The organism is Porphyrobacter sp. YT40 (assembly GCF_006542605.1).
GTDB lineage: Bacteria > Pseudomonadota > Alphaproteobacteria > Sphingomonadales > Sphingomonadaceae > Erythrobacter.
The window spans coordinates 1,150,384-1,162,795 of sequence record NZ_CP041222.1 but is presented as its reverse complement, the minus strand read 5'-3'; the positions used below and the strand labels follow the sequence as shown (position 1 = coordinate 1,162,795).

Genomic DNA, 12,412 nt, shown 5'->3' with positions numbered 1-12,412 from the left:
ATTATAAAATAGCGTGATCCAGCGCCCAGGCACATCCTCGGCCATGCGACGATCGGAGTCGCGAAAAGCCAAGAGGAGCCAGGAAATGCATGATCACAACACACGGGACGAGCGTCAGGTTGATCTCGGCAAGGCATCGGTCGAAACCCGCGGCAACGCGGTTTTCGACGTCGATCTGAGCACCGGCCCGTCGCGCTACATCCTCGGCGCTACCGGCGCGTGAGCAAAGCGAGGTGCGCATCCCTGGGGGGTGCGCACCTCGTTCATGTCATGCACAATCTGCCTGACAAGGCGTCCCACGCCTGGCGCGATCTTGACGGCGAGGTCATCTTTCTCGACCTCGAAGGCGACCGGTATTTCCGGCTTCGCGACAATCAAAATGCCTGCATGGTTGGCGAGATGGCAAGAGGCGATCTCTCTTGCTGGCATGTGCCCGCCGCCTTGGCGCTTCCGGAGGAATGGGAGGCCGCGTCCGGCGCCTGGTGCTCAGGCGATGAGCAGCGATTCTCGCTTCCGGATGTTGCGCGCGCGCTGTGGATGCAGCGCCGCACCGAACGCCGGCTTGCCTCGGAAGCATTCGATGCTGTCCTGCATTCAACCCGCAGGTTACTGGATCAGGCGTCGGCGCGCCCATGTGCGGACCGCGAAGCCGCGATCAACCGCGTCGGGCATGCCTTCGATCGCGCACGGCTCCTGCGGACAGCCGCCGATCGCTGCCTTGCGCGCTCGCTCGCCTGCGCGCTGATGCTCGCCGGTCATGGCATACGCGCCACAGTGGTCATCGGGGTCAGGCGCTCCCCCTTTGGCGCCCACTGCTGGGCACAATCGGGCTCACTGATCATCAATGACACGTGGGACGAGACGCAGCGCTTCACACCATTGCTGGTTGTGTGACGCCCGTGCAATTTGCCATCGCGATACCGCTCAGCGCCGGGGGCCTCCCTCGTCAGGTGCCGGAGGCGGCGGCCGATCATCTCTCTCTGTGTGCGCGTACCGCGCGATACTGGGCTGGCGGCGCAACGCCGGTTCAGCGGTTGGGGTATTGCGGGCTGGTGCTCGGCCATGTCTTCGGGCGCGATGCGCCGGGTGACAGGTCGGGCAATCACATCACCGAGGTCAGCGATCCCGATGCCGCCGCCGAGGAGCTGGTGGCCCGGTGCTGGGGCACGTATCTCGCTGTCCTCACCGATGGCGATACCATCCGGCTTCTGCCCGACCCCGGCGGTCTCATGCCCGTCTTCTACCGCATGACCACGACACATCTGCTGGTCGCATCGGATCCACGCCTGCTGTTTGAAGCCGACGGCGCGCGGCCTGCCATCGATCTGGCCGCGCTGGGTGATTATCTCACCCGCCCCGACCTGCGCACCACGACCACATGTCTTGAGGGTGTGCGTGAGCTGCGCCCGGGTTGCCTCACCGTTTTGCGCAGTCGCGCGCTTTCGGAGCACGCCATTTGGCAGGCGGGCGAATTCCTGCCGCGCGGACCCTCGCCCGGGGTCGCGGAGGCGGCACAGAGGCTGCGCCAGGCGGCATTGTCGGTCATGTCGGCATGGCACCGCGCGCTCGGTCCGCCGGTCGTGGCGGTCTCGGGAGGCGTGGATTCCTCGCTAATCTGCGGCGCGCTGGCTGCGGCCGCACTGCCCTTTTCCTGCGTCACGCTGGCGACACGGGATCCCGGCGGTGACGAGCGCGCCGCAGCCCGGCAGCTCGCCGGTCACCTTGGCGTCAGGCTTGAAGAGGAAATCTATGCACCGGAAGACTTCGATCCGTTCCAATGTGCCTCTTCAGGACTGCCTCGCCCCTCACGCAAATCCTTCCTGACCCGTGTGGATGCCATGCTCGCGAAGGCAGGCCGGCAATCGGGTGCCGCCAGTATCTGGGACGGCAACGGCGGGGACAATCTGTTCTGCTACCTGCACTCCCCCGCACCGGTCGCCGACCGGATCCTGGCCGAGGGCCTGTTCTCGCCCTGGCCTATGACCCTGCTCGACATGTGCGGTGTCACCGGATCGGATATCGGCAAAATGGTCCGCGCCACGGTACGCCGCCTTGCCGGTCGTCCCGGGTTTCCCGCATGGCCGGCGGATACGCGCCTGACCGCAGTTCGTGCGCCTGGCTTCGAAGCCTTGTCGCCGGCTATGCCGTGGCCCAGCGACATAACGCCAGGGCATCGCGGCAAGCAGGATCATTTCGCCCTGATCATGCGCGCCCAGCTTCATTGTCACGGACCGGCGAACCCTGCAGGTCGCTTCTCGCCGCTGATGAGCCAGCCGTTGCTCGAACTTTGCCTTGCCCTTCCGACCTGGCTCTGGTGTGATGGCGGCATCAATCGTTCCCTTGCCCGCAAGGCCTTTGCCGCCGAATTGCCGAGGAGCCTCCATCGCAGGACATCGAAGGCCGGGCCCGACAGCTTCCTCAGGGAAATCTTCGACCGCAACCGGAAGATCTTTCGCGAGCAACTGGCGAGCGGCATTCTCAATCAGGCCGGCCTCATTGACATGTGCGCAATCGAGCGCGCGCTGCAGACCGACCGCAACCGCGACGATCCCGTGATCTACCGGGTGCTCGACCTCGTCGAGGCTGAGAACTGGGCCCGCGAATGGATGGGCTAGGGTAGCGGCGCGCAGACGAGGCTTTCTGCGGACGGCGCGTCTGGCATGGCCTGCCACCTTTCAAGCTCCGCCTGCGTCGCGGCGTCACTCTTGCACGTCTTGCGATGCATCAGCCAGAATTCGAGCCAGCGGATGTTGCGCTCATAGACCGTCCGGCGGTGAGCCGGCTGCCACTTGTAGTGGGTCTCGTCCTCGAAGACATGGAGCTCGATGGCCCTGTTGTTCAGCCGGAATACCTCGACAACATCGAGCCCGCCCTCATATTCGCTGTCGACATTCTGGATCAGGATCGGTGCCGAGACACGGTCCACATTCTGGATCAGCGACATGGGCTGCCAGAATTCCTCGTCTCCCGGTTCAAAGAACCTGTAACCGATACTGCGGGTGAAGTCGCTGAAAGCGGGGCCTGCCTCGAGCACAAAGCTGTACATGTCCTCGCAGCACGAACCGAGGGCCGCTACCTTGAAGAGGTCAGAATTGATCAGGGCGAACTGGGCCGACGAGACGCCGTCACTCCAGCCGGTGATCCCCATGCGTTCCCGGTCGACCGCGCCGGTCCGAAGCGCAAGGCCGACCGCAATCTCCAGCGAGGACTGGACATTGCGGCGATCGAGCCAGTCGACACGGTTGGCCCTGAGGAGCTTGATCGAATCCCGGGCTGTCGCGACCTGCGGAACCAGATCGGGCTTGGCAAAACTCAGAACCGCAAATCCTCTCGCAGCGAGCGGCTGGATCGGTACTTCGTCGCCCGAACCGCCGCGCAACAGGCCGTGGCTGATATACTGGACCACCACCAGCGGGTGCTTCTCGCCGGGCTTGTGGTCAGGGGGAAGCACCAGATCGGCATAGCTCTCGACTCCATAGGCGTTGCGGAAGCGGAAACGCTGCACCGGCCCGGTGGTCCGCGCCGCGAAATCGGGGTTGGGATCGTAGACCAGACGTTCCGCGCCGCTCCGGAGGTCGAGCGCGACCAGTCGTCGCGGCATGACAGCGCCCTCCCGGGCGCAAATAAGCTCGGCACCGACCGGACTGCAGCCGATGAGCATGTCATCACTGACCAGGACCTCGCGCGGAGCGGACTCATCAGGATTCCAGCGCAGGATGGCCATCGATGAAAGGCCCCACCCACCCTTCCGCACGGCGAGAAAGGCGTGCTCCGTCTCTGACCACCACAGGCGAAGAATGCCTTCGCACTGCGCCCCGTTACATCGCATCTCTTCGCCATTGCTCCGCAGGACCAGGCGCGAAGGCGAAATGAACCTGTCGGGGTCCTTCGGTTCAAGCCAGGCCGCATTTTCAGCTGGTCCTGGCGTGAACAGCCGTGCCCCTTCCGGGGCATCGGCACGCGGTGGAGGGACCAGCAGAGCAACGTCCCCCTGCCCGGCATCAGCCGTCTGCCCCGAAACGATGTCGACCCGTGCGTATACCTTGGGCATCGGACCTGTGGGGATCGGCCGTACGCCGAATTGCGGCGAAACGGTCTCGTCGTAAAGATAGCCGCGGCGTGACTGGGCAGCAATCGCCTCGGCTGCATGTCTGATCCCCGGACGGGTGGCGATGACAATCCCTTGCCCGTCGGGCGTCCAGGCGAAGTCGTCGACATTGTCGGGCGATGCCGTCAGCTGACGCGGTGAGGTTCTTCCTGCCGGATCCGACAGCCAGACTTGGCTGATCCCATCCGTCAGCCGCAACCACGCGATTGTCTTTCCGTCGGGCGACCAGCGCGGAACGATCACCTTGGCCCAGCCGGCGGCCACCGAAGTGAAGCTGCGCAGCGCGAAGTCATCCCTGATGAAGGCGGCATCGCGGGCGATCTCCCGCGGGGTTCCGGTGCCATCGAGCGGCATCACCAAAAGCGTCTGGCAGTAGCTGTTGGTCTGCGCGTTGCCGCGCCGCACGAGAAAGGCGATTTGCCGACCATCGGGCGAGATGCCGAACGGACTGGCTGTCTCGTTCGGATCCGAGCGACCAATATCGGCAAGTTCCACCAGATCATCGATCGTGACGCTTCCGCCGGGTCGAACCGTGGGCGACTGTTCCAACAACGTACAGGGATCGCCCTCCGGAACCGGGATGTTGGCGATCGGTACGATCGCATGGGCAAGCGATGCCGCAAGCAGCAGGCCCATTACCAATGCCTCCTGATGCCCACGGCAATGAACCGTCCGATCGGCGAGAAATTTGTAGAATCATAGGGCGTGTCGTTCGGGCCGGTGATCCTGATCGCCTCGGGTTCCCGGTCGAACAGATTCTGGACCGTCAGCGAAACCGTCAGCCCCGGCTCGCGTCCCTCGCCTGCAATCAGGTCGTAGCTGAGGCCGAGGTCGAATGTTGCCTGCGGCGCGATGCGGCTTTCGGTGGCGAACCGGCGATCAACAAGGGCACCGGTGTAATTGATCGCCGCATTGGCCTTGAAGCTGCCAAGCTCGGCGCGCGCGGTACCGCGAGCCCGGTAATGCGGCGGATTGAAAACCGTGCCCGAAAGCTGGACCTGCGGAAGTTCGGCCGTCAGTTGCTGGCTTGAGTCCAGCCAGCTGCCGGCCAGTTCGAACCCGAAACTTCTGTCGGCGGCAATGCGGCGGGTCCATGCAAGCCGGGCATCGACACCCTCGATGTTCTGGAGGGCGACATTGATGTTGCGGTTGTCGATGAATGCGAGGACCGAAGCAGGACTGTAAGGCGCGCCCGAGAAGTTCTGTAGGCCGAGCTGGGCGCCGCCGATGATATCGCCGAGCAGCTCTTCGCCGGGATTGCGGGTGATGAGGCTGGCAAAGCCGGGATCGCGCAAAGCTGCGGCGATCGAGCCGGGTATCGGCTGCACCACCCTGTCGCTGTAGCGGATATCGTACCAGGTCGCGGACAGAGAGAGACCGGGCAGCCCGCCGGGTTCAAGCTCGAAACCGGCGGTCCAGCTGCGGGCACGCTCGGATTCGAGGTCGGGATTACCCCCGCTCGTGAAGATGATCGTCTGACCCGGCGATCCGGTGCCGAACGCCAGAGCCGGGAGCAGGAAGGCCTGATAGGGGGTGAACTGCTGGAATAGGGTGGGCGCCTTGAAAGAACGCGCCCAGCTCGCGCGAAACCGGAGGCCTTCGATCGGCGCATAGATTGCCGCAACACGCGGTGTCAGCTGCCGGTCGAGATCGGTGTAGTCCTCGTAGCGCAGCGCCGCCGAAAGGGTCAGCTCGGCAACGCCGCTGATTGCATTGTCGGGCGCGACGACCGGGAGATAGAGCTCGCCATAGGCAAAGCGGCTGCGCCGGGTCCGGTCGAAGGCCGCCGAAACCGTGCCGTTCACAGATCTTGTGAAGTCGAGGCTATTGTTGCGGAACCCCGCACCGAAAGCGAGCCTCGCACTTCCCCCCGGGAGCGCGAAAAGCGGTCCTTCCGCGCCCGCTTCCGCCGACAGGACCTCGTTGCAGAAGCAGCCGGTGGTGACATTGCCGGTGCCGGGCTGAGGCACGAAATCGGTACGCAAGTCTGTCCGGTCCGCACCATAGATACCGATGACCCGAGCCTCCCAACCGCCGCCCAGGTCCACGTCGATCGAAGGCGCAAGCGTATAGCTTTCGACCTCGGGCTCGGAGATGAACCGCGCCGCCGGCGTGCCGCTGACAATCCGCGATGTCCGCGACGAATAGAGTGCATCGAGACTGGCCCGCACGCCGTTGCCAAGCTCCTGATAGCCCGACAGGGTCAGCGCATGGCGCCGTTGTGACGGAAAGAGAAAAGTGTCGGCATCGAGCGATGCGGCATAGTTGCGCTGATCGGCCCTGATCGCGTCGTTATGCGCGTAGTCGTAGGCAATCAACGCGCCGCCGGTACTCCATGTCGTGCCGGCAACGATGTCGGCCTGCTGCCGGAAGTAGCCGCCGTCGGTGCTGGCTCCGATTTGGGCCGAGGTCGTGACGCCTTCGAAGTCACGTCGCAGGATGACATTGACTACCCCGCCGACAGCGTCCGAACCGTAAATCGCCGAGGCCCCGTCGGGCACGACCTCGATCCGGTCGACCGCAGCAAGCGGAATCGCCGAGATATCGACGCCCTGAAGAGCCGAATCATACGGTAGCCGGTGCCCGTTGAGCAGCGTAAGTGTTGCGTCTGCTCCCAGGCCCCGCAGATTGGGGCTCGAGGCCGAGTTGACATTGCTGTTGGCGCCCCCCGCCCCAAACCCGACGCCCGGATTCTGCCCGCCGGAGAAGTTCTGGGGGAGGCTGCGCATGGCCTCTCCGAGGTCGATCTGCCCCGCGTCCACGATCGTTTCACGGTCAACCCTTGTCGTGTCGCCGATGATGCGTGCGCCCCGGATGCGCGTGCCCGTGACAACGATCGGAACCTCGGCCTCGTCCTCGCTGGCTCCCGGGTTCTGCGAGCCGGGTTCGCCCAGCGGGTCCCGGGCAAGAGCGGGGACCACCAGCCCGCCCGCCGCGACGCCCGCAAAAAGGAATTTCAAGGCCCTGCTTTTCAATGACATCATCTTCTCCCCTTCACGTTCCGGCATGCGTTGACCGTCATTGCCGCAGGAGAGATGACGCAGGATCGGCCCTGCACCTTAGTTTCAATTGAAATTAAATTTGCTTCGTTCCGAGCCTCTCTCCGCGGGCTTCGGCAAGACGCAATCTGACGCAGCGCAGGGCCCGCATCATGTGATACTCCACGGTCGCGGGCGTGACTGTCAGCTCCTCGCTGATCTGGCGGTAGGTCTTCCGCTCGACCCTGCTCATCGCGAAGATGCGCGCCGTCCGCGCGGGAAGGAGCGCCAATGAATCTTCATAGGCGGCCAGCGTTTCGCGCGCGTGCAGGCCCGCCTCCTGCTGGGGAGCGGCGGCCGTATCGATGGTTTCCAACAGCGGCACGATGGCGTTCGCGCGGGGCAGCCTGCGGACCCGGTCGATGATCAGGTTCCGGGCGATTCGCCGCAGGAAACCCCGGGGATTGCGCAGTTCGCCGAGCTGCGGGCATCGCGCCGCGCGCAGAAACACTTCGTGGACAAGATCATCGGCCGACACATGACCGACCTGCCTTGCCAGCCATGCCCGCAGTGCTTCAGCTTCGGACCGGTAGAGGCTATCCAGCCTGGCCCTGTATCCGGAGCAAAGACACAGCGTCGGGCTTGCCTTTGAAGAATGCGAAGGTGCCCGGAGTGCTTCTCCGGCAGATCGGCGCTCGGTCATGGATCACGCGAACAGGCATGGTGGCGGCATCGGCCTCGCCGGCCGATTGCCTCGCACCATCCAGACTTGTGCCATCACCGGGAGACCGCGTTGCAGGCCTCATATGTGACAGCCGCCGGGCTTTCATGAGACCGGCGTGCGTGATGTCTGACGGAAATTTCCGCGCGGACTTTGCCAGTGTTGGAGACCGCACCGTTCCTTTGTGCTCTCAAAACCTGTCGCTAGCAACCCGGAATAAGGTCCAATTTGAATGATATAAGCAGGTCTTCGCGATGGCGCGCCGCGCGGCCGAGGCTTTGCCGATGTTGTCGGGTGACTTGCAACAATGTGCTATGCTTCTGCTGACCGGGCGCCGGTTCGCATGTCCAGGCGTCAGCTAAAGGTACCGGTGCATCTCCCAACGGATGCTTTCAACGCCCGGTTACGCGCGTCGCCCGCCAGCTGGGCAAACGGCGCAGCCAGTCCGCATATACCCAGAATTAGGGACGGCCTTTCCGGCGCCATGGGATGATCGGGTTCGCGTGAGACGGCTAGATATGCTTGTCGGAACAGGAGGTGCCTCATGGCCCGATCCGACGACCGCCATCCGCAGCGGCAATCGCAGGATTTTGCTGACTACGCGCAGGAGTTTCTGCGCCGCAACAGCGAATATCGACGCCAGTTTGCCCGGCTCGCAGGCATGGGGGATAGCGCCAGGGACTCGTCCGCTGCGCTTCGGACCGCGCATCCATGGGGCCTTGAATTTCCCCATTGATCCTTCCACCGCGCCGCAGGCAGCACCAGCGATCTGGCGATGCGACTGCTGCGCGTTCGTCCTCACGTTGGTTGGTTCTCTCGATCGCTGGCCGCCGCATGTCCAAGACATGGCTCGTGGCAGCGTCATCTGTGACAGGAGGGGCCCCTCGGGCCGCCATCTCGTTCTTGACAGCAAGGGTCGGCGGCATCGGCTGCTGCTAAAGCGAGGGGACGGGCCGGCCTATGTGATTTCCGCCGAAGGGGCCCTTGAGGTGACAAGCGCCGCACTCACGGCATTTCACTTCCGGTCGGACCTCCCCGTCGGCCGCGCGCGTGCCAGCGTCCTGCACCCGACGCCCTTCCAGCACTACCGGCTCCGCCAGATGCTGGCGGTGCTGGATGCGCGTGCAAACGACCGGGTATCAACGCCGAGTCTGAGGCATGTGGCAGCAACCCTTGCCGGCGGAGATGCACCTGCCGAGCGCGCGATCGAGTGGAAGACATCTTCCCGGCGGCGTCAGATCCAGCGTCTTCTTGCCGAGGGTCTTCAACTGGTCAACGGCGGCTATCGCGACCTCCTTAATGCCCGTTGGCCGACGAAAGTCGACATCTCCCGCTAGCGTCCGGGCGGTCGCATGATCGTCACGTGTCTTTTCAAACAAATTGAAAGCGTTATAACTTTTCACGAGACGCGTGCGGAGCGGCAGCAGCGTACGCCCGGAAAGGAAAGGATTACTTTTGCTTCGGCAGGCACTGCAACGCCGGATTGAAACCGGCGATGCGGGCTTCTCTAGGCGATCAGGCGAAGGCGCGTTGGACGGTGCCCCGCCTGTCGGACGGTCTTGCCCATGGAAGTTCGATTTGCAGAAGAATTTGCGTCCGATTTCAAACAGGTTGTCACGACGACCCAGCTCAACAGGATGCTTGCCAGATTCTCCCGCGAGCTTGGGTTCGATCATTTCGCGCTCAGTCTCGAATTCCGGGCATCGCGGGCGATCGCTCCCAGCTTCCTCCTTCACGATTATCCGGAAGAGTGGGCGAGGGTCTATGTCGGCTTCGAACTGGCCGGTCGAGACCCCGTAAGGCGGGCCTGCGACAAGTCCTTCACCGGCTTCTCATGGGATGCGATCGGGTCGCTCATTCCCCTGACCCGCGGCGACCGGCAAATGTTGCAGGTCGGGAAGGACTGCGGAATAGGGGACGGGTTCACCGTCCCACGTCATCTTCCGGGGCTGGCTCGCGGCACCTGCACCTTTGCCGTCGCCACTGACCGCAAGCTGCCGAGAGGGCGTCTGACCATCGCTGAGAGTGTCGGCGCGCAGGCGCTCGGATGCGCCCTTCGTCTCCATGACATGGCCCGGGCCGCACAACGTCCCGCGCTGACAGAACGGCAGCGCGAATGCGTTTTATGGGTCGCGCGAGGCAAGACCGCCGCCGAGACCGCAATCATCCTGGGAATCGGGACCGAAACCGTGATCCAGCATCTCAAGACCGCACGCGAGCGGTACCAGGTGCATTGTAAACAGTCCCTGATCATATCGGCCCTGTTCGATGGTCTGATCGGCTTCTCGGACCTGCTGAGGTGGCGCGATCCGCACTGACAGTCAGCAGCGCGAGGCACAGGGGCCCGGTGCGGGGCCAGCATCGGGGGCAATTTGCCAAGACACAGGGGGGTCCCCATTTCGTGGGATACCTCGCCCGCCGATTGTTGCCGACAATAGCCCTGTCCAACCCCTGACAGGCAGGCCGCTATGCAATCCAGCCCTACCCGCCCGAACGCCCGTATCGCAGATCGGGTACTTCGAGAGATGTTTCATGCCCGCAAGCAGGTCTTCGTCGACGCTCTGGGATGGGACGTGCCGGTTGTCGAGGGGATCTACGAGATCGATCAGTTCGACAATCACAACGCCACCTACATCCTCGTGACAGATACACACGGCAGGCACCGCGCTTCGGCACGCCTGCTCCTTACCGAACGGCCCCATATTCTTGGCGATCTGTTTCCGTGCCTGTGCGAGGGCCCGGTGCCCCGCTCACCGGATCTGCGCGAGATCACCCGCTTCTGCGTCGATCCGGGTCTGCCGACGGCAGAGCGCAGGCTGGCGCGCAACCAGCTGGTCAGCGCGCTCGCTGACCACGCGCTTAAGCGCAATCTGTCCGGCTACACCGCGGTCGCCAGCCGGATCTGGTACAGGCAGATCGCAAGATTCGGATGGACCTGCTTCGCTCTCGGCGCGCCATGCAAGTTGAATGGCGAGGATCTGGTCGGCCTGCAGATAGGGATCGATCAGCACACCCCTGCCGATCTTGCGAGCCGGGACATCTATGTCCCAGTTTCATTCCGGGTAAGCGAAGCACAAACGGAGCATGCCCTGTGACCCCGGATGCAGAACGATCGCACTGGCTGGGTATCCTCGAGGGCGCGGGCTACTGTATCATCCCGCAGGCTCTGGCGGCCGAAACGCTTGCTTGCCTTGACCGGGATCTCGCACCGGCTTTTGCAGCCGTCCCTTTCGGGCACGGCGACTTCTACGGCTACCGCACGCAACGCTTCGGAAGCCTTTTGCGCAGGTCCAATCTGGCCGCCGAACTCGCGCTCCAGCCGCTGGTGCTCGACCTTGCACGGACAATTCTCGGGCGTGCCTGCGAGCGCATCCAGCTCAATGTCGCCCAGGCGATCGCGATCCATCCAGGCGAGGTCGAGCAGTTCCCCCATCGCGACCACGACATGTGGGCCGGGATAAAGGGAGCGCACGAGTATCTGCTCAATGTCATCTGGCCGTTGACCGACTTCACCACCGAAAACGGTGCAACCCGGATCTATCCGGGCACGCATAGGCTAGACATCGCGGACCTCGACCAGCTCGGACCGCCGGTCGTTGCCGAGTGCCGGCCGGGCGATGCCATCTGCTTCCTTGGCTCGACCATTCATGGTGCCGGCCCCAATCGCACCGGCAAGGCACGGCGCGCCGTTGTGATCGGCTACAGTCTTGGCTGGCTCAAACCCTATGAGAATCTCTGGCTCGCCTACCCTCCGGATGTCGCGTGCACCTTTCCGGCCGAGCTGGCCGAGCTTGCGGGATATGCCCAGCACCGCCCCAACCTCGGAAACTTCGAAGGACAGTGTCCCTCCGTACTGCTTTCCGGGACGACGACAGATTATCTTCAGGCCCGCGATGCCCTGCGGCCCGACCAGGAAGTGGCGGTGAAGGAGTATGCCGAGGCCCGCCGTCAGCAGCGATGAGTCCGGCCCACGTTCTTGCGCCGACCTACAAGCGCCTCAAGCAGGAGCTGATGGTCGGCACCTACCCCGCGGGCGCGAAACTGCAGGCTTTGCGGCTTGCCGAAGAATACGGCGTGAGCATGACGCCGGTGCGCGACAGTCTCAATCAGCTGACCGGCGAAGGTTTGGTCGAGTTCAGCCCAGGAGACGGGTTCCGGGTCCCCCGGCTGACCGATCAGGGGTTACGGGACATGTTGGACGTCAATCATCTTCTGATGGTCCATGCGCTCGGCGCGTTCGGCACATCGGGCGCGGTTTCGCGCCCGCTTTCGGCGGAAACCCACGACTACGCTGCCCGGCTTGCGGCCGTCTTCGAGAGCATCGCCTCGGCAAGCGGCAACCGGTTCCTCATCCGCTGCGTCGAACAGATCGGCGAAAAGCTCGGCCCCGCGCGCAGGATGGAACCAGCAATGATCCCGGCGGCGTCGGAAACCTTGCTGCAATTGGAGGAAAGCCTTGGTCGGTCGCCAGCCGATGGCATCCTCGCGCTCGCGGCCTATCGTGCCAATTGCCTAGAAGCGGTGCCCCGCCTTGTCGCATCGGTCGTCGGCTCGAACTGACAGGACGCAACTGACATCCGACTGGACGTGCACACCAGCAATCGG

12 protein-coding genes are annotated in these 12,412 nt (G+C 63.9%); 9 read left to right on the top strand and 3 right to left on the bottom strand.

The window, feature by feature from the left end:
- Positions 1-85: 85 nt before the first annotated feature.
- From E2E27_RS18645 to E2E27_RS05475, 3 genes are read left to right on the top strand one after another with little or no spacing between them, the layout of a single operon-like run.
- Positions 86-223, top strand: coding sequence for a hypothetical protein (locus E2E27_RS18645; protein ID WP_181443571.1), 138 nt, complete (start codon positions 86-88; stop codon positions 221-223).
- 47 nt (positions 224-270) lie between these two features.
- Positions 271-894 carry a lasso peptide biosynthesis B2 protein gene (locus E2E27_RS05480; protein ID WP_141458017.1) on the top strand — a complete coding sequence of 208 codons (624 nt, stop codon included), beginning with the start codon at positions 271-273 and terminating at the stop codon, positions 892-894.
- 5 nt (positions 895-899) lie between these two features.
- A complete protein-coding gene (locus E2E27_RS05475; RefSeq protein ID WP_141458016.1) occupies positions 900-2,615 on the top strand; it encodes an asparagine synthase-related protein in 1,716 nt (571 codons plus the stop codon).
- Here the strand turns inward: E2E27_RS05475 and E2E27_RS05470 are convergent.
- From E2E27_RS05470 to E2E27_RS05460, 3 genes are all read right to left on the bottom strand, one after another.
- Positions 2,612-4,744 (bottom strand): Atxe2 family lasso peptide isopeptidase, encoded by a 2,133-nt coding sequence (locus E2E27_RS05470; protein WP_141458015.1) that lies wholly within the window; start codon positions 4,742-4,744, stop codon positions 2,612-2,614. The genes E2E27_RS05475 and E2E27_RS05470 overlap by 4 nt on opposite strands.
- Positions 4,744-7,068 carry a TonB-dependent receptor gene (locus E2E27_RS05465; RefSeq protein ID WP_181443570.1) on the bottom strand — a complete coding sequence of 775 codons (2,325 nt, stop codon included), beginning with the start codon at positions 7,066-7,068 and terminating at the stop codon, positions 4,744-4,746. Before E2E27_RS05465 ends, E2E27_RS05470 begins: the two co-directional genes overlap by 1 nt.
- A 115-nt stretch (positions 7,069-7,183) precedes the next feature.
- Positions 7,184-7,789: an RNA polymerase sigma factor gene (locus E2E27_RS05460; RefSeq protein WP_141458013.1), complete on the bottom strand. Its 606-nt coding sequence runs from the start codon at positions 7,787-7,789 to the stop codon at positions 7,184-7,186.
- Between the two features lie 562 nt (positions 7,790-8,351).
- On the opposite strand from E2E27_RS05460, the gene E2E27_RS18640 reads away from it, so the two are divergent.
- From E2E27_RS18640 to E2E27_RS05435, 6 genes are all read left to right on the top strand, one after another.
- Positions 8,352-8,543 carry a transcriptional regulator domain-containing protein gene (locus tag E2E27_RS18640; RefSeq protein WP_181443569.1) on the top strand — a complete coding sequence of 64 codons (192 nt, stop codon included), beginning with the start codon at positions 8,352-8,354 and terminating at the stop codon, positions 8,541-8,543.
- The gene (locus tag E2E27_RS18635) at positions 8,527-9,144 is read left to right on the top strand and encodes a DUF2285 domain-containing protein (protein ID WP_181443568.1); all 618 of its coding nucleotides are present in this window, start codon (positions 8,527-8,529) and stop codon (positions 9,142-9,144) included. Before E2E27_RS18640 ends, E2E27_RS18635 begins: the two co-directional genes overlap by 17 nt.
- A gap of 228 nt (positions 9,145-9,372) precedes the next feature.
- A complete protein-coding gene (locus E2E27_RS05450; RefSeq protein WP_141458011.1) occupies positions 9,373-10,125 on the top strand; it encodes a helix-turn-helix transcriptional regulator in 753 nt (250 codons plus the stop codon).
- A 207-nt stretch (positions 10,126-10,332) separates the two neighbouring features.
- Positions 10,333-10,902, top strand: coding sequence for an acyl-homoserine-lactone synthase (locus E2E27_RS05445; RefSeq protein WP_234036197.1), 570 nt, complete (start codon positions 10,333-10,335; stop codon positions 10,900-10,902).
- A complete protein-coding gene (locus E2E27_RS05440; RefSeq protein WP_181443676.1) occupies positions 10,899-11,768 on the top strand; it encodes a phytanoyl-CoA dioxygenase family protein in 870 nt (289 codons plus the stop codon). Before E2E27_RS05445 ends, E2E27_RS05440 begins: the two co-directional genes overlap by 4 nt.
- Before the next feature lie 50 nt (positions 11,769-11,818).
- Entirely contained in the window at positions 11,819-12,367 is a 549-nt protein-coding gene (locus E2E27_RS05435) for a GntR family transcriptional regulator (protein WP_181443567.1), read from the top strand.
- Positions 12,368-12,412: the final 45 nt, after the last annotated feature.